Origin of the sequence: Bacillus sp. AFS029637 (genome assembly GCF_002584985.1) — a bacterium.
Taxonomy (GTDB): Bacteria; Bacillota; Bacilli; order Bacillales; family Bacillaceae_G; genus Bacillus_A.
Window position 1 is genome coordinate 1 of the sequence record NZ_NUPZ01000036.1, and the last position, 21144, is coordinate 21144.

General features: G+C 35.5%; 16 protein-coding genes. 11 read left to right on the plus strand and 5 right to left on the minus strand.

What is annotated here, in order from left to right; genetic code table 11:
- Positions 1 to 504 (plus strand): LPXTG cell wall anchor domain-containing protein (locus COE49_RS18975; protein ID WP_255291292.1); only part of this gene is annotated, 504 nt, incomplete at its 5' end.
- 100 nt (positions 505 to 604) lie between these two features.
- Here the strand turns inward: COE49_RS18975 and COE49_RS18980 are convergent.
- Positions 605 to 1069, minus strand: a complete 465-nt coding sequence (locus COE49_RS18980) for a hypothetical protein (protein WP_002170575.1) — start codon at positions 1067 to 1069, stop codon at positions 605 to 607.
- 187 nt (positions 1070 to 1256) lie between these two features.
- Here COE49_RS18980 and COE49_RS18985 point away from each other — a divergent pair, with 187 nt between their 5' ends.
- Positions 1257 to 2735, plus strand: a complete 1479-nt coding sequence (locus tag COE49_RS18985; protein ID WP_098252336.1) for a SulP family inorganic anion transporter — start codon at positions 1257 to 1259, stop codon at positions 2733 to 2735.
- 217 nt (positions 2736 to 2952) lie between these two features.
- Positions 2953 to 3312, plus strand: a complete 360-nt coding sequence (locus COE49_RS18990) for a hypothetical protein (protein ID WP_140417478.1) — start codon at positions 2953 to 2955, stop codon at positions 3310 to 3312.
- A gap of 88 nt (positions 3313 to 3400) precedes the next feature.
- Here the strand turns inward: COE49_RS18990 and COE49_RS18995 are convergent, their stop codons facing one another.
- Both COE49_RS18995 and secA2 read right to left on the minus strand, forming a co-directional pair.
- A complete protein-coding gene (locus tag COE49_RS18995; RefSeq protein WP_141552241.1) occupies positions 3401 to 4285 on the minus strand; it encodes an accessory Sec system S-layer assembly protein in 885 nt (294 codons plus the stop codon).
- 13 nt (positions 4286 to 4298) lie between these two features.
- Complete coding sequence (gene secA2 / locus COE49_RS19000; protein WP_098357035.1) at positions 4299 to 6662, minus strand: accessory Sec system translocase SecA2; 2364 nt, start codon at positions 6660 to 6662, stop codon at positions 4299 to 4301.
- 251 nt (positions 6663 to 6913) lie between these two features.
- Here secA2 and COE49_RS19005 point away from each other — a divergent pair, with 251 nt between their 5' ends.
- Entirely contained in the window at positions 6914 to 8434 is a 1521-nt protein-coding gene (locus tag COE49_RS19005; RefSeq protein ID WP_098946006.1) for a putative polysaccharide biosynthesis protein, read from the plus strand.
- A 148-nt stretch (positions 8435 to 8582) separates the two neighbouring features.
- On the plus strand, positions 8583 to 9671 hold the full coding sequence (csaB, locus tag COE49_RS19010; protein WP_141524737.1) for a polysaccharide pyruvyl transferase CsaB: 1089 nt from the start codon (positions 8583 to 8585) through the stop codon (positions 9669 to 9671).
- Between the two features lie 25 nt (positions 9672 to 9696).
- On the opposite strand, the gene COE49_RS19015 is transcribed toward csaB, so the two are convergent.
- Entirely contained in the window at positions 9697 to 11115 is a 1419-nt protein-coding gene (locus tag COE49_RS19015) for a glycosyltransferase family 39 protein (protein WP_141552242.1), read from the minus strand.
- A gap of 259 nt (positions 11116 to 11374) precedes the next feature.
- Between COE49_RS19015 and COE49_RS19020 the strand changes: the two genes are divergently transcribed.
- Both COE49_RS19020 and COE49_RS19025 read left to right on the plus strand, forming a co-directional pair.
- Positions 11375 to 13222 carry an S-layer homology domain-containing protein gene (locus COE49_RS19020; protein WP_098946007.1) on the plus strand — a complete coding sequence of 616 codons (1848 nt, stop codon included), beginning with the start codon at positions 11375 to 11377 and terminating at the stop codon, positions 13220 to 13222.
- 564 nt (positions 13223 to 13786) lie between these two features.
- Positions 13787 to 16441 carry an S-layer homology domain-containing protein gene (locus COE49_RS19025; protein ID WP_098946008.1) on the plus strand — a complete coding sequence of 885 codons (2655 nt, stop codon included), beginning with the start codon at positions 13787 to 13789 and terminating at the stop codon, positions 16439 to 16441.
- Between the two features lie 203 nt (positions 16442 to 16644).
- Here COE49_RS19025 and COE49_RS19030 read toward each other — a convergent pair whose 3' ends face one another.
- Positions 16645 to 18024, minus strand: coding sequence for an O-antigen ligase family protein (locus tag COE49_RS19030; protein WP_098946009.1), 1380 nt, complete (start codon positions 18022 to 18024; stop codon positions 16645 to 16647).
- 304 nt (positions 18025 to 18328) lie between these two features.
- Between COE49_RS19030 and COE49_RS19035 the strand changes: the two genes are divergently transcribed.
- The 4 genes from COE49_RS19035 to COE49_RS19050 all read left to right on the plus strand — a co-directional run bounded on the left by COE49_RS19035 (position 18329) and on the right by COE49_RS19050 (position 21068).
- A complete protein-coding gene (locus tag COE49_RS19035; protein ID WP_140417482.1) occupies positions 18329 to 19141 on the plus strand; it encodes an enoyl-CoA hydratase in 813 nt (270 codons plus the stop codon).
- Positions 19142 to 19204: 63 nt separating this feature from the next.
- Entirely contained in the window at positions 19205 to 19525 is a 321-nt protein-coding gene (locus COE49_RS19040) for a hypothetical protein (protein WP_088232462.1), read from the plus strand.
- 17 nt (positions 19526 to 19542) lie between these two features.
- Positions 19543 to 19869: a nucleoside triphosphate pyrophosphohydrolase gene (locus tag COE49_RS19045; protein ID WP_088232463.1), complete on the plus strand. Its 327-nt coding sequence runs from the start codon at positions 19543 to 19545 to the stop codon at positions 19867 to 19869.
- Positions 19870 to 20018: 149 nt separating this feature from the next.
- Positions 20019 to 21068, plus strand: coding sequence for a M42 family metallopeptidase (locus tag COE49_RS19050; protein ID WP_088232464.1), 1050 nt, complete (start codon positions 20019 to 20021; stop codon positions 21066 to 21068).
- The last annotated feature ends 76 nt before the right edge of the window (positions 21069 to 21144 follow it).

Below are 21144 nucleotides of genomic sequence, written 5' to 3' on the forward strand. Positions count from 1 at the left end.
GTAACAGACAAACCGGAAATTTGGGTGAAACCAGAAGAAGAAAAGATTGAAGAAGAAACAACAGAAGAACTGGAAGCGCCAGAAAAACCGGAAGCACCAAAGGTGACAGAAGAGCCGAACGTGCTAGAAACACCAGAGGTAACAGAGCGTCCGGAAATTATGGTAGAACCAGAAGAAGAACAAGTAGAAGTTGAAGCAACAGAAGAGTTAAAAGAAGAGCAACTGGAAGCACCAAAGGTAACAGAAGAGCCGAACGTGCTAGAGAAACCAGAAGTAAAAGAGCAACCGGAAGTTTCAAACAAACTAGAGGCTCAAGGTAAAGTAGAAGTACAAAACAAACAAGATGTACAACATAAATCTGAAGTGCCATCTAGTAAAGAAAGTAATAAACAATCAAAAGTACTTCCTCAAACAGGTGGAGCAGCGACTGAATCTACTTCTATGATTGCAGGTATGTTCGCATTAATTTTAGGCGCGATGATGTTTAGACGCAAAAAGAATTAATGAGTTTGAGAGTGTTAAGTTGTTGTGTTTTTAGAATAAGATGTATAGAAAAAAGCGGAGACGATAGGTCTCCGCTTTTTTCTTTTTGTATGGGAATGTATTATTTACGTGAAAACCCTTCTTCATCAAGGTATTCCGCAGCTTCTGGATAAGAGTTGAATGTACCGTCTAAGTTTACGCCAGCGTAAACGTTCCACATGTCATCTTCTGATATAAGAGTCAGGATATGACCATCTTCGTTATGCCATTCTTCTTCTTTCGCAGGTTCTGCAGGTACTACGATTTCTTCTTGTGATAGTAGTTCAATGGATTGCTCAATTACTGAACGTAATTCTTCTGCTGAAAACTCGCGGATGTTAATCATACCTTTATCGTCCGTTTTGTAGCCTTTAATGCCGCTTGCATATACAAAGCCGTTTCCATTTGGGTGTAAGTGATATACAACGTTCTTTTTATCTAAACGACTTTCTTCAAAGTGAAAGTTTACACGTTTTAATGATACGTTCTTTCTTTCTAGTTCTGGGAAAGATTCAATAATTGATAATTTTTCTTCAAAAGTTAGCATAGTGCCTCCAAGTATATAGTAAAAGATTTAATTCGTTCATTATAGCATAGTTGCAATTGTTTCCAAAGATAAGGGGGAAACTTTTCATTGAATACGTTTACGTCACGATACTGTAAAAAGTGGGATAACGAATATATCGTTTTAGGTGTACAATGGAAAATGGACTTTATACGAAGGTGGTTTTTTCATGTTTCAAAAAATAGCAAAGGAATGTTTAGCAGGATTTACTGTTGCGATTGTTGCGTTGCCACTTGCCATTGCATTTGGGATTGCCGCGACAGGAACATCTGAAGGGGCGCTTGTCGGATTATACGGTGCGATTTTTGCTGGTTTATTCGCAGCGTTATTTGGCGGGACACCTGGGCAAGTAACGGGGCCAACTGGACCAATTACGGTTATTGCGACAGGAGTTATCGCGACGCACGGGTTAGAGGCGAGTTTTATAGCCTTTATGATGGCAGGACTATTTCAAATTTTATTTGGTGTATGTAAGCTCGGTTCTTACGTTCGATATATTCCGTATCCTGTCGTTTCAGGATTTATGAACGGTATTGCATTAATCATTATTTTAGGCGAAGTGAAACATGTGCAAAATAGTTTTTTACTCGTAGTATTAACGATTATTGTGATGATTGTTTCTGGAAAGTGGATTAAGGCAATTCCATCTAGTTTAGTTGCATTAGTCGGTGTGACTGCTTTGCTTCCTTTATTTTCTCCGTTACTCGAAGGGCTTACAGTGAAGTTACCGTTTATCGGAAATCTTTCATTAAATAAAGTAATTGAAAAGATTGGAACGATTCCAGAAGCGATGCCTATGCTTCACATTCCATCTTTAAGTGGAGCAGGGATAGCGGAACTTATTTTGCCAGCGCTTAGTATTGCTTTGTTAGGATCGATTGACTCGTTGTTAACATCGGTCGTAATGGATAATGTGACAGGTACGCGTCATAAAAGTAATAAAGAGCTCGTTGGGCAAGGTATCGGTAATATGATGAGCGGATTGTTTGGCGGATTAGCAGGTGCAGGTGCGACTGTTCGGTCTATCGTTAATATAAGAAGTGGCGGTAAAACGGCGCTTTCAGCATGTATGCATAGTGTTATATTATTTATTTTCATTATGGGACTTGGTCCGGTTGTACAATACATTCCGCTTGCTGTATTATCAGGTATTTTAATTTTAACTGGTATTGGAATGTTCGACTGGGAAAGCATGAAGAAAATGCATGTAGCGCCAAAAGGTGATGTTATTGTTATGCTCGTAACGATGATCGTTACAGTGAAGTTTGATTTAATGATTGCTGTTGCGTTTGGTATTATTCTTTCTTTCATTATATATATGGTGAAATGTAAAGAACGTAAAACTTCTATTGTAAATGAAGGGGACGTGACATATAAAATTAAAGGACCGCTTTCGTTCTTATCGGTGGATCGTGTTTTTTATACTTTACAAGATGTGAAATCTCCAGTTATTTTACGTATGAAAGATGTGCGTTATATAGATGTATCAGGAGCTATGGCATTATTGAATTTCATTGAGCAGTCTCATAAAGTAGGGATGAGTGTGACGCTTGAACAGGTACATCCTCGTGTTGAAAAAACAATCGTGACGATGGCGAATGATGAGCAGAAGGAACAATTGCAATTTTTGAAAGCTGAAACATTATAAAGAGAAGGGCCCTCACATGATAGAGTGTGAGGGTTTCTGATTATTCGGATATGCATGTTTGTAATTGAATATCTAGATGTTATACGTCTGTTGACAATTACTAAACTTAGCAGTATAGTAACATCTTAGATTGGCAGTATGATATCACAAAAAGTGTAAGAATTTTAAGATTTCTTTACGTTAAAAAGAAATCGCTTTAAGCTGGAGGGAATATTTGATGTACAAACAGTTACCACACGGAGTAAAAGTCGGAATTACACGTTCAATTGTTGCTTCTTTTGAGCAGTATATGAAGGAAATTGAATGGAACGAAGAAAAGTTTGATATGCAACAATTTGTTGAACAGTGGAAACAGTATTTATACACAAAATCAACTTGGATTAATAAAGTAGATGATGAGTTGAAAGGGCATCCAGATTTCCATCAAGCATTAGCAGTGAAAGTGAATGAAAAAATTAACGAGCTTATTAATGAAGAGCCGACTGAAGAGCAATTAAAAATATTAAATGAGAACAAAATAAACAATATAGATGATTTTTGTAAGTTAGAAGCAGCGTATCATATTGAACGTTTGTAGTTGAATTATATAAATAAGTTTACATAAAAAAACACGTCGTATTCTTAAAAGAGTACGACGTGTTTTTGATTCATCCGTTAGCACGTAATTACGCTTGCTCTGGAATAAACGCTTTCCATTTAGATAAATCGATAGTTTCTTTTGATACAGAATTAGCAGAGAATGTAAAGGTCCAAGGTTTAGTTGAATTGGCCTTGATTTGAAACTCTTTTAATGTAAATGTTTCTTCAGCGACAACGGCTCCAGAGCGATCTGCGATATGCAATGGAAGTTGTTCAAGGGTTATATTTTGATTATAGCCATTACGAATTAAAATAGTTGCATTTAAATCGCCATTTTCTTCTACAGTTGCGTTTAGTCCTAGTAAGTTAAGTTCACCTGCTGCAGGTGGTGTAAGGTTAGCGACAATTTCTTGCAATTTCATGATTGCACTTTCAGATAGTCTTTCTTGCCATATAGGATCTAAATCTAATGAATGTTTGCCTTGTAAGTCAAATACGAGTTGCCAGTCTTCTGTAGATAGCGTTGCTTCTGTTATTGAATTTTCTTCAAAGACGAAAGTCCAAGGCATATTTACATTTGATGGGATTTCTTCTAAGAGTGACAAATCAAATGCTTGACGTGCACATGTTTCTCCATCTTTATTTAATAAGGATAGAGTAAGAGTCTCAAATTGAATTGGCTGCTTTACACTACTACGAATAAATGTAGTAATATAATACGCATTCTCATGTTTTTTACTTTCAATTCCAGCTAGCGAAATTTGATTTTCTTGTAAGGTAGGCAAAGATTTATGTAAAAATTGATAAATGTACTTTTGCTCTTGTGAAACCTCATTCCAAGAAGGGTGAAAGTATAAGTTAGGTTTTACGTTTTTTGCATTGTTGATATTGCCTTCGGTTCCTAATAATTGAGAACTCGAAATTACAGAGTCTCTACCTTTTTTTCTTGCCTTCTTTAAAAATGATAGCATGAAATTCACCTCGTTATATGTTTTGTGGAACAGTTATATATCTTGCTAAATATAAAGCAACCTCTTTTTCAAAATGGCTAAATGTTTGTAAAAAGATTTCAAAACCTTCTTGTTGATAAAGACGTGCTGGATCCTCTTGTTGGTATTGTCTTAAGCCAATACCTTCTTTTAAATGCTGCATTGCACTTAAATGGTTTGTCCAACCAGAATCAAGGAAGTGCAAGCTAACTTGACGTAATACTTGTTGTGCATCTGTATTTTTTTCTAAATCGTTCACACGTTCTATATAACTTGTAAGAGTATCTTTTAGTAGCTCTTGTAAGTCCTCTGCGGAATGGACGTTATTAGCAGATAATGCTGGAATTTCTTCGGTAGATAAAACTTCTTTTAAAGCTTCTACTAGTCTAGTGAAATCCCATTCTTCAGGAAGCATACCTTCTAATAAATGTTCTTTAGCAATAGCAACTATTGTATTTTTGATCATTGGAATGACAATCTCTATCATATCTACTTCTTCGTTTAAAAGGTTATTACGAAGTTTGTAGACTACATTTCGTTGATCGTTAATTACATCATCTAATTTCAAGTTATATTCACGCATTGAAAAATGACTACCCTCACAAATTAATTGTGTACGGTTGACTAAATCATAAATTTTCGTGTTTTGAATTAAACCGCTCTCATCAAATTTAAGTGATTTTGCATACTTTTCTATTTCTTCACCTGCGTAGCGTTGCATCATTTCATCTTCTAATGAAAGGAAGAATTGAGAACTTCCAGGGTCACCTTGTCGGCCAGCCCGTCCTTTTAACTGATTATCAACGCGGCGAGATTCATGTCTTTCTGTTCCGATTACATGTAAACCACCAAGTTCGTGGACACCTTTTTCTAATAAAATATCCGTCCCTCGTCCTGCCATATTTGTTGCAATTGTAATTTGCCCTTTTTTCCCAGCTAGAGCAATTAAATCAGCTTCTTGCTCAGCGCTTTTTGCATTCAATAGTTGATAAGAAAGCTTTGCTTCATCTAAATAACGTGCAACAGTCTCTGATTGGAGGATTGACATCGTACCAATTAAAATAGGGCGGTTTTTCTTATGTATGTTTAGTACTTCTGCACAAACAGCGTTATATTTGGCGTCAGCTGTTACATATACGACGTCTTTTTTATCTTCACGAAGTATAGGGCGATTTGTTGGAATTGAAATAACTTCCATATTATATACACGGTTAAATTCTTTCTCTTCTGTTTTTGCTGTACCAGTCATACCAGATAATGCTGGATACATACGGAAGAAGTTTTGAATTGTAATAGATGCTTGCGTTTGATTCTCATCTGTAATTGGTAAGCCTTCTTTCGCTTCAAGTGCTTGATGTAAGCCATCGCTTAACGAGCGGCCATCCATAATACGTCCTGTGAAAATATCAACAAGCATAATTTTTTCGTCTTCAACAATATAGTCTACGTCACATTGGAAAGCGACATTTGCACGTAATGCTTGAATCATATAATGATATAAAGTTTGATGCTCTAAATCATATAAGTTATCAATATCAAATAAATCTTCAATTTTTGTAATGCCATCTTCTGTAAAGTTACATGCTTTTGTTTCCGCATCATAAGTGTAATGTAAAGTGTCTTGGAATGTGTTCATTACCTTCGCACATAAATGATGGAAATCGGAACTGCTTGCTTTTTTTCCAGCGATAATAAGCGGGGTCTTCGCCTCATCAATTAAAACGCTGTCAATCTCATCAATAATTGCAAAGTGATAGGGACGCTGTACTTGTTGTGCTCGGGATGACTCCATATTATCGCGAAGATAGTCGAAGCCAAACTCAGTCCCAATTCCGTATGTAATATCAGCCTCATAGGCGCGTTTTTTATCGATAGATTCCATTTGTGGTACATTTAACCCGACTGTTAGACCGAGAAATTCATGAACTTGTCCAATTAATTCTTTATCACGTTTCGCTAAATAATCATTTACTGTAATAACGTGAACGCCTTTTTTCTCAAGAGCACGTACGTACGTAGGTAAAGAAGAGACAAGTGTTTTTCCTTCTCCAGTAGGCATTTCAGCGATGTTTCCTTCTAGTAATACAAGGCCACCGATTAACTGTACATCGTAGTGACGAAGACCAAGCACTCGTTTTGCAGCCTCTCGAACGACAGCAAATGCTTCTACTTTTATATCATCAACTGTTTTTCCGTTTTGTAACATGTTCTGAAAAACAATAGTTTTTTGGCGTAATTCATCATCTGATAATGTTTCCATTACAGATTCTAATTGATTAATATCATTCACAATTTGTTCATAATTTTTAATCTTTCTTTTTTGTGAATCTCCCAACAATTTCTTGACCGAATTCAGCATTCTTGTAACACTCCTCTGACTGACAATAGATACATTATAGCATAGTTATACTAGAAAAAAGTAGAAATGGAAAGTGGTAGGGGATTTGAGTAAAATCGTTTTTTGAGTAAGAATACTTTCGTTTTGTTGTAAAAAAGGAAGTATTCAATATATAAGAAATTTGGTATGATAATTTAATGAGATAAAATACAATCTCTATAATTTGTAATAATATGCTTGAGAATATATGTATAAAAGAAAAGAGAAGGAACATGAATAAGAAATTTGTAAAAGGTGCAGCGATTTTAACAATCACAACTTTTTTGTCGAAATTGCTTGGTAGTTTCTTTCAAATTCCATTACAAAATATTGCAGGAGATGAAGTACTTGGTATATTCCGCCTTGTGTTTCCTGTATATATGATTGCTCTTACATTGTCAGTAGCAGGTGTTCCGCTAGCAATTTCAAAATTGATTGCAGAGTTAAACGGAAAAAATAAGAAAAAAGAAATTGCAAAATTATTTAAATCCGCATCAATTATAGGAATGGCTTTCGGTGCATTCGGATGTTTGGTTATTGTATTATTTTCTACTGAAATTGCAAGTATGCTTGGTGGACAAGAAACGAGGGTGCCTTTACTGGTTACGTCATCGGCGTTGCTCGTTGCACCATATATGGCAGTTTATCGTGGTTATTTTCAAGGGTTTGGTGATATGAAACCAACGGGGATATCACAAGTCATTGAGCAATTTGTACGAGTATTTTTTATGTTAATCATCGCTTATATATTAGTATATTGGAATAAGAGTAGTGCTGTCATTACTAGTGGGGCAATGGTTGGATCTTTCCTCGGGGTAATAAGTTCCCTTATATATTTACGTATGACGTACAATAAAAGTTCATACAAATATAAGGAAAGCTCGTATTCGTTGCGAGATTTGAGAGAAGACGGAAAGAAAATATTGCAAGTATCTATTCCAATTGCTATTGGAGCTTTATCCATGTCGCTTTTAAATTTAGTGGATTCGCTTACAGTACCACATGTACTGCAAGGGTCGTCGGCAGAAATTCAAGCGCAATTTGGTATATATAGCCGAGGTTCTGCATTTACACAATTAATAGTTGTTTTCGCAAGTGCAATTGTATTTCCATTAATACCATTATTAACATCTGCGCTAGCAAAAAGAGATATGAGTTTAGCAAAAATGACAGTTCAAAATACGAATGCACTTATGCATGTGCTAACAGCCCCTTTAACGATATGGCTAATTGCATTAACAGTTCCTTTAAATGTGGGATTGTTTACAGATGCGAAAGGAAGTAGTATGTTAGCTGTTATGATTGGTAGTTCGTATTTCACATCAGTTATGGTATTATCAATAGGAGTTTTACAAGGGATTAACCGCTCTGCACAAGCTGCGTGGATTGTTATTGGCGCAAGTTTTGTGAAAGGTTTATTAAACATAGTGTTAACGAGAAAGTTTGGCATAGATGGAGCGGCGTATAGTACATTGATTATATATGTGTTAATCTGTATCGTAAATCATCTATACATCCGCAAATATCTTTCCTATTCTATTCGCATAGGAAGATTTTTTACTGTAATAGGAGTATCTTGTATTTTAGGATTAGGACTATATGAATTATCTACGGTGCTAGATGTTACATCTTCAAGAATGGTTGCGCTATTATATAGTGGTGTAGCATTTATTATTGCAACAATTTTGTACGGGGTATGTGCTTTGAAGTTAAACTGGATATCAACAAAACAAATACCATTTTTAAAAAAATAAATAAAGAGAACTACGAAATTTGAGAATTGGAATTCGGACGGGCTTATTGTGATGATACTTTTTAATGTATCGTGTGTTTTAGGTAAGGAGTTGGTACCAATTATGATGGATGAAACAATTGGTCACCAAATGTTGGAGGAGATTAAGAGTGCGGTTAGTTTTATCAGGATATTATGGTTTTTATAACGTTGGAGACGAAGCTATTCTACAATCGATTATTGAATCGTTACATAAAGAGAATCCGAATATTGAACTCGTTGTGCTGTCAAATGACCCTGACTATACAAGGAAAATGTACGGAGTGGAAGCGGTAAATCGTTGGAGTATAAAATCGGTTTATAATGCAATAAAAAATAGTGACGGGCTTATTAGTGGTGGAGGGAGTCTCCTCCAAGATAAAACGAGTGTGAAAAGTATTTTATACTATACGGGTATAATGGGGTTTGCTCGTATGCTAAAAAAACCGTATTACATTTATTCACAAGGAATAGGACCGATTACAAAAAGACATAATCGACTATTAGTAAAATGGCATTTGTCAAAAGCTGCATATATATCAGTTCGAGATGAGGATTCATTTTTATATTTAAAAGAGCTTGGAATGAAAAGGGATATTGAGCTTGTTCCAGATCCGGTTTTAACATGGAAACGAAAAAAACAATCAGATTGGTTACAAAAACATGCTCTGCACGGGAAAATTATTGCAGTTAGTGTGCGTCACTGGAATGCAAAAGAAGATTATATAAAAAAGTTAGCGATCGCTTTAAAAAAATTGAAGCAAGAAGGGTACCAAATTTTATTCGTCCCGATGCATGGGCCATTTGATCAAAATGCTTCGCGTGATGTAGTGGATTTAATGGGAGAAGAAACGTATATGCTCCCATATAAAATGGATATTGATGAGAAAATATCTATTTTATCAGAGTGTTCACTTTTAATTGGTATGCGTCTTCACGCTCTTATTTTTTCTGCTGTCGCGAAAACACCGATGGTCGGAATTTCATACGATCCAAAAATTGATTCGTTTTTAAGACAAGTGAATCAACCTGTTATAGGAAGTGTGGATGGAGACTGGAGTGCCGAAGATTTATATAAAATTGCGAAAAAGCAAGTGATACAACATGAAGATATACAGCAATCTCTGCAAAGAAGAGTAGATGAGCTTCAACTGCAAGGTGAACAAGCGGCCAAAAAAATTATTTATCATATAGAAAAAAACACTCTACAGAAAAAGTAGAGTGTTTTTTTGTTAGTGTACTTCTTTACGCTCGGAATCTTTTTTTCATATATTGCGTAATGAGATAGACGCCGTAACCTTGCATCATCATAAACGTCGGTATAATAAAGTAGCGATAACGCGATTGTATTTCAATAAATATATGGACTCCCGCGTAACCTAAAATTAATAGAGAGAAGAATAATAACGTTTTATTTTTTTGTTCTTTTATCGTTTTGATGGAAGCTATAAGGGCGAATAGGCAAATGCTTACGTAACATAATTTTTCTAACGTCCATAGTAATCGTGATAACTCAGGTTTTGTATACCCTTCTAGCCCCCAATAAATGGATGCGTCATAATCTCCCCACATAACTTTAAATTTATCTTTGAATAACAATAATAGCTGTCCTTTATCGGCAGTTCTTTCTGAAATGAGTTGTTTTTCAACTTCAAAACGTTCCTCGCCAATTGGATATTGAAAAACAAGTTTATGGTCAGGGAAAGAAAATCCACCTGTTGTCTCAGGGTTGAATCCGACTACAAATTTCCAGTAAGGGTCTCGACTAGATAATGGGTATTGTGTAATTCCTGTAGCGATTAATGTATAGCTAAAGATGAAATGCACGATATAATAAATGCCAAGCATACCAATTAACTTTGATACGACCATTTTTTTATTTATTTTTTGATCACCTATTATATGAGTGATCAGTAAGAAAAGAATGAGCGCTAGTAAAATAACAATACCAATCGGTCTCATAATATCGCCAAATGCAATAAGAATACTAACGAATATCCATGCATACGAATGCGAGATTCCTTTTTTTACAAGAAGATAAAAACCAGCATAGAATAAAAATGTAGCGATGTGCTGATTTGTTAAAACAGAAGTCATCATAATGTTAGGGATGTATGTTGCGAAAATAAGTGCTGCGACTCTACCGCTAAATTCGTTAAATAGATGCGAAGCTATGCGATATATAAAGTACGTAATGCCAGTGCAATACAGTATGTTTAGTAATTTAATCGCTAATACACCTTCGCCAAACAATTTCATAACACCGGCTTGATACATCGTAAAGCCTAATTGATATACCCAAGTCGTAAAGTATGTTTCGTTTGCAAATGAGAAATTATTATTTGCTGCATCAACTGCTCCGTTATACATTTGAGCGAAATCTTGTACGATATTTGTATGGACTGTTAACACCCATGCAAGGCGCAGTATAAATGCTAGTAAACAAAGAAATATGATAAATTGTGTTTGAGTAAAGAATCGGTTCACGATAATAGAAATGAATATAATACCGGTTAGAACAATTATGAGTGCAACGATGAGTAAAAAGGTGTTGTACTTCGGTTCAGTTATTAAATATTGCAATGAGAAAATAAGAGTCATTGCAAAAAATAATACTGTTAATATTTGCAGTGATTTAAATGCAAATGTATATAATCTAGGCATAGTTATCCTCCGTAATATGTAATATCTTTTTAGTTATTTCTATATAAACAGAAATAACTACGCCATTATATCATAAAGAATTTTACGGTTGTAAAAGGAATGAGGTACGAAAGAAAAATAGCACCTGTATATATTATTGATATATAATAAAATATGTATTTTAAAAAGGCTTTATACTAATTTGTATTTATCATGTTTATATAATTAGTATATAATCGGTGTTGGAATAATAAATTGGTAGATTATGAGGAGGATAACCGTGAAGAAATTTTCAAAAGGTATTACGGCAGTTGCATTAACGGGGTCATTGCTTTTAACGCCTATTTCAAGTTATGCGGCGAGCGATGATATTACTGGGCACCTATTTGAGCAGCATATGCGTACTCTTATTAACAAAGGGATTATGTCTGGGTATGGAAATAATGTGTATTTACCTGATCAAGAGATAACGAGAGCAGAGTTTGCTACATTAATAGCGAAAGCTCTGCAACTTCCACAAGCAGATTCGAATTTCAGTGATGTGCCAAAATCTTACGGCTTATATGATGGTGTAAGTAGGGCATTCGGAGCGGGAATTATTAAGGGGCGTAGTCCTGAGAGTTTTGCACCTGGTGATATTATTACACGTGAAGAAATGGCCGTAATGGTAAAACAGGCGCTAGATTATAAGAATGTTAAAGTAACTGTAAGTCCGCTTACATTTGCTGATACGAATCGTATTAACTATAAAGAACATGTACAAGTTATGGTAGCTACCGGGATTATTAAAGGTTATCCAGAAGATAATACGTTTAGACCGCATTTATCAGCGACAAGAGGTATGGCTTCGGCAATGCTGAATTTAATGCTTGATAAAGTTGGAAACACCGGGGGAGAAACGCCTGTAGAAACAAAGAATTATGTATTGCTAAATGATGCAGGGAAAGTAGTAGAGCGTTACACTACATATAAAGAAGCTGTTACGGCTGCGCAAAGTAAAGGCATCAATGCAGTAAAGTATGAAAATGAATACGTATGGATTAAAGATGGCTTTGCAACTGCGAAGCGAATTCCTGGAAATACAATTAATGTTTACGGTGAAAATTTACAAACAGCATATACATACCTTCAGTACGGAACAGAATTTAAAGTGTTAGAAGTTGGAGAAGACCGCGTGAAAGTTCAACTCTCTGATTTAACAGGTTATGTGAAGAAAAATGAAGTCACTTTAATTCCAGAAAAAGAAATGCAAAAATCATCCTATTACGTAAAACCAGATGGATACTTATATCATAGGTATTATACGTATGGTGCAGAGGCACCGCGTTATACAGAATATAGATATGGTGCGGCACCTTCTTTCATGAAGCAAGGGCAATCAATGTATAGTATAGATGGAAAGACATTTGGAAATGAAACGTTCTATCAATATTTTAATTACGTATCATTACGTTCTAAAACAGAATACACAGCAGAACAATTAGATAGTTATGTAAAATCAGTTAGAGCGGATTCTCCATTAATCGGTTTAGGTGCGAAATTTAAAGAAGTAGAAAGCAAGTATAATGTAAATGCACTATTCTTATATTCATTAGCAGTTCATGAAAGTTTATATGGAACAAGTGACCTTGCGCGAGATAAAAATAATTTATTTGGTTTAAAGGCAACTGATGATAGTCCATATGGTAACGGTCTAACATTTAATTCAAAAGAAGATTGTATTGAACATGCTGCAAAAGTATATATGAATGAATGGTATTTAAATCCGGGACATTGGCGTTATACAGCAGCGTATACAGGTGATAAATCTGGTGGTGTAAATATGAACTATGCATCTGATGCGAACTGGGGTAAAAAAGTAGCAGGGCATATGTTCCGTTTTGATTCATACTTAGGTAAAAAAGAGTACAACAAATATAAACTTGCACGTGTAACAAACAAGGTAGAAGTGAAAAAAGATCCTCGTACGTCAGGCGCCAAACTGTATAGCTTATCGCCAAATAAAGTTGTTACGATAACAGGCGAAGAAACGATAAATGGACAAGCATGGGTTAAAATCATTTCTGATGACCCTGCTGTAAATGAAGCGTATGTTGCAAAAGAAAATGTAGAGTACGTAAAACACTAATAAACTTTAAAAGACTGATCATCCAGATGCATTTTGAGAAAAATGAAAAAGATGATCAGTCTTTTTGTTTGCCGAATAAAACGAATGACGGTATCTAATGGTATTTAGTTACATTAAAATGAAAACAATCCCATTTTATGAAAAATAATAACAAATAATTCGACAAAACAACTAAAATAAAACGTATACATGTCGAACAGTGTCGATAATTTTAAAGAGTATAAATTGTCAATCCATTTGTAATATGTGCTATAATACTATCTGTATATTAGATACAAGCGATGTATATACGTTTACATATTAGAAAATTTGATAAAGGTATAATTCGACAAAAGTTAAGAATTTGTCGAATTATGCGATAAGAAATTCTTTTAAAAAAAAGAATTATGACGTATTATATACATGGTTTAACTTTTTGGTAAAAGATAGAATTTATTATGGCTGATAAATTACTATTCTTCAAAAAGTGTTTGTAATTTTAATATATGAATCAGGTAAATCACTAGTTTTTCAAATACATATTTCTAAAGCTAGTATTATATTTCTCAAGGAGGAAATAAATCAATGGCAAAAAATAAGTCTTTTAACAAATTAATGGCTGGTACAATGACAGCTGCAATGGTAGCAGGAGTAGTAGCACCAGTTGCTACAGCGGCAGAAGAGAGTGCATTTAAAGATGTTCCTAAAGGACATTGGTCTGCAGATGCAATCAACGCTATGGCTGCACAAGGTATTATCGTAGGTGTTGGTAATGGCCTATTCGGATTTGGTGACGATGTAACTCGTGCTCAAGTAGCTACTTTCATGGTAAAAGCGAAAGGTCTTGAAACTGGATCAACAAAAACTCCATTCACAGATGTACCAGAAAGCAGCATTTATGCTAAATTCATCGCAGCTGCTGAAGCTAACAAAATTATGGCTGGTTTAGGCGACAATAAATTCGGTCCAGACGAGAAGTTAACTCGTGCACAAATGGCACAGCTTCTTGTTAACGCATACGGCTTCAAAGCTGATGACAACAACAAAAAAACTTTCAATGACATCGACGGTTTATCTTGGGCAACTGCAAAATCTTCAATCGAGACTCTTGCAAGCTTAGGTATCGTATCTGGTGAAGGTGAAGGCAAATTCAATCCAAACGGCGTTGTAACTCGTGAGCAAGCTGCTCAGTTCATCTACAATGCGATGACATATAGCCCAGAAGTAAAAACAGAAGCTAAAGTTGAATCTGTAAGTGCGATCAACGCTCAAGAAATTAAAGTTACATTCACAAACCCAGTAGATGAAAAAACTGCGATTAACGAAGCTAACTACATTTTCAATCAAAATGGTAATAAATTAGAAGCTAATGACTTCTTCGGTCCAGCTGGTGAGAAAGGTGTTCTTTCAAAAGATGGTAAGAGCGTAACTTTCAAATTAGTAGATGGTAAAGCATTCGCTAACGCTGATAAATATGCAGTACACGTAACTACAGGCGTATTAGGTGCTGACTTCAAACCTGTAGAAAAATACCTTGATTCAGAAAAAACATTCTCTGACACAACAGCTCCAGAATTATTAGGTGCACGCGTTGTTGGTAAAAAAGTTGAATTAACATTCAACAAACCTGTGAAAACAGATGCACGAGTTAAAATTGATGGTGTTGAGCTTACAGAAGCAAAAACTGCAAGTGAAACTCCAGGTGTATACACTTTAACAACTGCTGAAGTTGCAGGAAAAGACGGTATCTTCGCGAAAGGTGATCATGAAGTAGTTGTATACGATGCGAAAGATACATTAAGCAAAAATCCTAATACATCTTCAATCTTAACAACAAAATACACTGTATCTTCTGATACAACAGCACCAGAAGTGAAAGAAGTTAAAGCTATTAACAGCCGTACTTTCAAAGTTACATTCTCAGAGCCATTAAAACAAGACCCTGAAGTAACTGTGAAAAAAGGTAACTACACGTTCCCAACAGCTGTAATTGATACAACAGGCAAACCAGGAGAGGTACAATTTACAAAAGATCCACAAAATCCAACTTCATACATCGTTTCTGTTAAAGAAGATAAAGATGGAGAGCGTAACCCATTATATGCAGGTAGTGAAAAGAACGTTGACTTAAGTGTTAACCTTAAAAACTTCAAAGATGGAGCAAACTTACTTGGTAAACCAGTTGATATGAGCGTTTCTTTATCTGAAGATACTGCTACACCAAAAGTAGCTACTGATAGCTTAAACAAAATCGAAGGTAATAGCTTAAAAGTTAAATTCGATGGTAAAATTAATGTAAATAAACCAGAACAAATCGTAGTACGTGACAAAGGTGGCATAGTTGTAGAGTCTGATTTCGTAACTGACGGTGACGTATTAACAGTTACTCCTAAAAACGGCGTTGAATTAAAAGACGATTCTTACACAGTAGAATTAAAAGCTGATGCTGTTAAGTATGCAGTAGATAACAACTTAGCTTCTTACTCTGTAAACACAAACAGCAACGTTGCATTTATTACAACTGTTGGTAAAACAGGCACTGTAACACCTGTTGAAGTGATGGACAAAGGAATTATTAAAGTTACTGGTGATGTAATCGAAATCAAATATACAAAAGACATGAGCGGTAACGCGAAAGATTTAGAGAACTACAAAATTGACGGTAAAGCATTACCAACAGGTACAACTGCAGAGTTCGTTGGTGACAAAAAGACTGTTAGAATTTCTTTACCAAAAAATTATTTCGCAAAAGCTCAAGATGCTAAATTCACAATTAGCACAAACGTATTAACTGCTTCTGGAAGCAAAGTAGTAGCTAACGCTCAAACAAAAGCTCCAGTAGAAGATGTAATTACATTTGCTGATAACACAGCTCCAAAATTAGCAAGCGCTGTTTATGTGAAGGCTAAGAGTGGAGATGACGTTTCAAATGAAATCAAAGTAACATTTGATGAAAACATTGCAGCGTTCACTGCAGACGACGCTCAATTTATCAATGACTTAAAAGTTGTTGTAAATGGCAACGATGCAGCAGTTAAAGGTATTAAGCATGGCGGAGCAAACGAGAAAAACGTTGTTTACTTAACAACTACAGAAAATCTAAACGTTGCTCAAGCTGCGACAATTAGTGTAGTAGCAAAAGGTTCAGCTAATACAGAAGGCATCAACATTACAGATGCTACTGGTAACCAGTTAGCACTTGGTAACGTAACTGCATCAACTGCTATTGTTAAAAAATAATAATAGATAGTATATCTGTTATTGATGAAAATCCCTTGTAGGAAATTTCCTGCAAGGGATTTTTCTATATTATTTAGTTGTTTGCGAGTAGGAGACTTATGATGTTTGATTGTTGCAAGGCGATGAAATATCAAAATTAAACATAGAAAGTATAAAAAATACCATGCCCTCAAATGATTACAAGGGCATGGTATTTCAACTTGCTATTCAATTTCCAAATCAACGATCATATAAGCAAGTATAACAGCAAAGAAAATGCTAACGGCTGGTGATGTTAATACGTGGCCAGACATAAAGGCGATGCCGAGCGATAGGACGAGTGTGCTAGCTAGTAGCATATGTTTGACACTAAATAGTTTCTTGAAGTTTGTGATCATACGAATGAATATTTTTATACCGAAATAAAGAAGCGGTAGTAAGTACGTAAGGAACCCGACAATTCCGAATGCGAAGAATAGGTCGTAGAAATCCATTTCGATTAACTTCACTTTCGTTGTATAGTTACCAGCGTATCCCATTCCAAATAGTTTTTGAGATAGTGGTGCGTCTTTATAATATTGTTTGTATACTTTTAAATATTTGTCACGATCACTGTAAATTAAACTTTTTACTTCAGAGTCTGTTAGTTCACCTTGCTTATGTTCTTCTTCTTTAATTACTTTTCCTTCTTTTCGTTCTTTTTCTTCTTGTACTGATTTTTTATATTCATACATTTGTAAATGAATGCTCATATTTTTTGCGATAGGAGTTTGTGGTGTAAGGACAAGTAAACCACCTAATACGATAGCAGCAATAACTGTGTTTACAAGGTATGTGAATCCTTTTCCTTCTCGTTTGCGATGAATTATATATTGAATGAATGAGAATAGGAGTGCAACGCCAAGCGTAACAATAATTGCACCATATCCTACTTTCGTTCCGACCATAATGCTTGCATACATCGCGAGTACAGTTGGAATCCAGTAATAGAATTTTGAGAAAGAAGTTGTTTTATGAACGGAGTATAAGACAACGATTGGGAACATAATTGCAAAAATAGAACTTAAATCATTCCCGGCAAAGAACCAACCTCTTGAACCGATCTTTGAGTGAGGATAGCTTTGGAAATCTGTACCCGTTACCATTGCCACAATGAGTGAGATACTCAAAATTAATGTTGCATATAAGAAATAGGTAATGATTTTATGAAACGCATAGTCGTTATTTTTTAGTTCTTTTAGTGCGATAATATATCCAAACAGTAGTACAATTGGATATACACTCTTCATAATAAATTTCACTTCTTCTCCGAATGAAATAGGAGATTTGACCATTAAATTATTCACAAGGCCGATTGCGAGTACAATGCCAAATAGACATAAGTAAATAATATATTTTTTCGCACCTTGTTGTTTATAATGAAGAAGTAGATAACCTAATGCGAGAAGCATAAAGGCGAAACGGACTACGATTCCGACTGTTGCACTCATGTGTAATACATAGATTGAAAAGGATGTTAGTAAATCTAAAATTGGTTGAAATACAATGAATAGCAGTAGGAAATGTGGGAAGTAGTTATCCGTCTGTTTCAACTTATTAACCATATGTGCCTCCATTTCTTCATTCTTTTATTTTCAGCACCTGAGACAGGGGATAAAAGCCTTTTTTTATAGGAAGGCGAATGAATTTCAATATTTGATTTTTTGTATCAAACTTAAGAATACACCATTTCATTGTAATGGTAAATAGATGAAATGGATGGGTAAACCGACTTTAATTGCTATATTTTTCAACGGAATTGTATGTTTTATACAAGGGTATATACAAATTACGAGATTATTAGACAGAAAATTAAGAAAAAAGAAGGGTTTTTCACTAGCTTTCTATAATTATATAAGTATAATCTTTATGTGGAAAAGAGGGGTATATATAATGGAAGTAACAAGTAAAACAGAATCTGTTGTTGTGAAGTATGAAGGGCGCGTTGCAACGGTTATGGTCAATCGCCCAGAGGTGTTAAATGCATTAGATGAGCCGACATTAAAAGAGCTATTACAAAAGTTGAAAGAAGTAGCGGAGAGTTCTGCGCATATTGTTGTGCTATGCGGGAATGGCCGTGGTTTTTCTGCGGGTGGGGATATTAAATCGATGCTTTCAAGTAATGATGAAAGCAAGTTTGATGGTATTATGAATACTATTTCTGAAGTCGTTGTCACGTTATATACGATGCCGAAGCTTGTTATTAGTGCCATTCATGGACCAACTGCAGGTCTTGGATTAAGCATTGCATTAACAGCTGATTATGTGATGGCAGATATATCATCTATTATTGCGATGAACTTTATTGGAATCGCTTTAATTCCAGATGGTGGCGGTCATTTCTTCCTTCAAAAGCGCGTTGGTGAAAATGTGACGAAGCAAATTATTTGGGAAGGAAAAAAATTATCGGCGAGCGAAGCACTTGATATCGGCTTAATTGATGAAGTAATCGGCGAGGATTTCCAAACGGCTGTGAAGAAAAAAATTAGTGAATGGTCACAAAAACCGATTAAAGCGATGATTCAAACGAAGCAAATTTTGTGTGAAGTAAATCGCTCTAATTTAGAACAAACGCTGCAACTTGAAAAACGTGGCCAATATGCGATGAGACAAACTGCGGATCATAAAGAAGGCATTGCTGCTTTCTTAGAAAAACGTTTACCTACATTTAAAGGTGAATAAAGTGGAGAAAGTGCTAACACATTTTAGTATAATTGTGTTAGCACTTTTTTTTAGGAGTAATATATGAAGAAAATTATCGGTGTGATCGGCATGATTGTAATTGTATATTATGCTCTGCATAGTACGCCATCTATGGCGGTTCGGACTGCGTTGTTTTTTGAAGGACATCCGAGCGTTGCTTTCTCAGGTGAGGTGACGAAAGAACGGGATGTGAAAAAAGAGGCGATTCCTGATGAGTACCAGACCTTATATGGCGATAAGAAAGAGGAACTGGAGCATTATTTCTTTCCACACGTAAGAGCAAAAGGTTCAGGAATTGATATGACTAGTGCATGCGTCACGAAAAGCTGGTTTTTCTATAAAGCAGAGCTTGGGTGTTTCTAAGTATAGGAGGTTGAATGATGTCAGCGTATAACAAGTTAGTAAGAGATCGTGTTCCAGAGAAGATTTTAATGTCTGGAAAAACGTATACAGCACAAAAATTAACAGGGCAAGCATACATACAAGCTTTAGCGAAAGTTGGAACGGAAGAAATTCGTGAATTTGCTTCTATGAAAGAGCGTGAACATGCGCTAGACTCTCTTGCAGATGCACTGGAAGTTATTATTTCATTAGCGCGTGCAGAAGGTGCGTCAATTGAAGATGTAGAACGTCTTCGTAAGCAAAAGGAAATAGAGCGCGGTGGATTTGAAAGAGGCATTTATTTATTAGACGTTTCAGAAGAATAGTTTTACAGGAAGGCATAGCGTTAATGAGTAACGTTATGCTTTTTGTTAAAGTGAATTTTATTACAATTTAGAAAATTAAGCTATATGAGTAGAGGTTTTCTAGCAAATTTTGTATACTGAATAGTAGAGAAAATGAGGAGGAAACGACGATGGCACATCATGCGAAAGAAACGATGGAACTTATTAAGGAGCTTGTCTCTATTCCGAGTCCATCTGGAAATACAGAGAAAATCATTCGTTTTATTGAAAACTATGTGAGTGAGTGGAATGTAGAAACGAAGCGTAACAATAAAGGGGCTCTTATTATTACGGTAAAAGGAAAAAATGATGCACAGCACCGTTTATTAACAGCGCATGTGGATACGTTAGGTGCGATGGTGAAAGAGATTAAGCCTGACGGTCGCCTTCGCCTTTCTATGATTGGCGGATTTCGCTGGAACTCTGTAGAAGGGGAATATTGCGAAATTGAAACGTCAAGTGGCAAGACGTATACAGGAACGATTTTGATGCATCAAACATCTGTGCATGTATATAAAGATGCAGGTGAAGCGAAACGCGATGAGAAAAATATTGAGGTTCGTATTGATGAGCGTGTTTCTTCGGTAAATGAAGTACGTGAATTAGGAATTGAAGTAGGCGACTTCGTTTCATTTGATCCACGCGTTCAAATTACAGAGAGTGGATACATAAAATCACGTCATTTAGATGATAAAGTAAGTGTTGCGATTCTATTGAAATTAATTAAGAGATTACAAGATGAAAACGTAACATTACCATATACAACTCATTTCTTAATTTCTAATAATGAAGAGATTGGATACGGTGGTAATTCTAACATTCCAGAAGAAACGGTTGAATATTTAGCAGTTGATATGGGAGCGTTAGGTGATGGGCAAGCATCTGATGAATATACAGTATCTATTTGTGCAAAAGACTCTAGTGGCCCGTATCATTATGCACTGCGTAAACATTTAGTACAGCTTGCGAAAACGAACAATATTGAATATAAAGTAGATATTTATCCATATTACGGCTCTGATGCATCAGCTGCGATTCGTGCTGGATTTGATGTGAAACATGCATTAATTGGAGCGGGTATTGATTCTTCTCATGCATTTGAGCGTACGCATGAAAGCTCGATTGCGCATACAGAAGCACTCATATATGCATATGTGATGTCTCAGTTAATTGAAGGCTAATTTCATAGAGAATAGAGAAAGCTGATTGAAAATAGTATTTTTCATCAGCTTTTTATTTTGGGGATAACTAGTCGCC

What these genes read in the sequence shown, in the direction of transcription:
- COE49_RS18980 (WP_002170575.1), bottom strand. Translation starts at nt 1,069, where the DNA reads ATGCTAACTTTTGAAGAAAAATTATCAATTATTGAATCTTTCCCAGAA.
- COE49_RS18985 (WP_098252336.1), top strand. Translation starts at nt 1,257, where the DNA reads ATGTTTCAAAAAATAGCAAAGGAATGTTTAGCAGGATTTACTGTTGCG.
- COE49_RS19015 (WP_141552242.1), bottom strand. Translation starts at nt 11,115, where the DNA reads ATGCCTAGATTATATACATTTGCATTTAAATCACTGCAAATATTAACA.
- COE49_RS18995 (WP_141552241.1), bottom strand. Translation starts at nt 4,285, where the DNA reads ATGCTATCATTTTTAAAGAAGGCAAGAAAAAAAGGTAGAGACTCTGTA.
- COE49_RS19040 (WP_088232462.1), top strand. Translation starts at nt 19,205, where the DNA reads ATGAAGAAAATTATCGGTGTGATCGGCATGATTGTAATTGTATATTAT.
- COE49_RS19025 (WP_098946008.1), top strand. Translation starts at nt 13,787, where the DNA reads ATGGCAAAAAATAAGTCTTTTAACAAATTAATGGCTGGTACAATGACA.
- COE49_RS19005 (WP_098946006.1), top strand. Translation starts at nt 6,914, where the DNA reads ATGAATAAGAAATTTGTAAAAGGTGCAGCGATTTTAACAATCACAACT.
- COE49_RS19035 (WP_140417482.1), top strand. Translation starts at nt 18,329, where the DNA reads ATGTGGAAAAGAGGGGTATATATAATGGAAGTAACAAGTAAAACAGAA.
- COE49_RS19030 (WP_098946009.1), bottom strand. Translation starts at nt 18,024, where the DNA reads ATGGTTAATAAGTTGAAACAGACGGATAACTACTTCCCACATTTCCTA.
- secA2 (WP_098357035.1), bottom strand. Translation starts at nt 6,662, where the DNA reads ATGCTGAATTCGGTCAAGAAATTGTTGGGAGATTCACAAAAAAGAAAG.
- COE49_RS18990 (WP_140417478.1), top strand. Translation starts at nt 2,953, where the DNA reads ATGTACAAACAGTTACCACACGGAGTAAAAGTCGGAATTACACGTTCA.
- COE49_RS19050 (WP_088232464.1), top strand. Translation starts at nt 20,019, where the DNA reads ATGGCACATCATGCGAAAGAAACGATGGAACTTATTAAGGAGCTTGTC.
- COE49_RS19045 (WP_088232463.1), top strand. Translation starts at nt 19,543, where the DNA reads ATGTCAGCGTATAACAAGTTAGTAAGAGATCGTGTTCCAGAGAAGATT.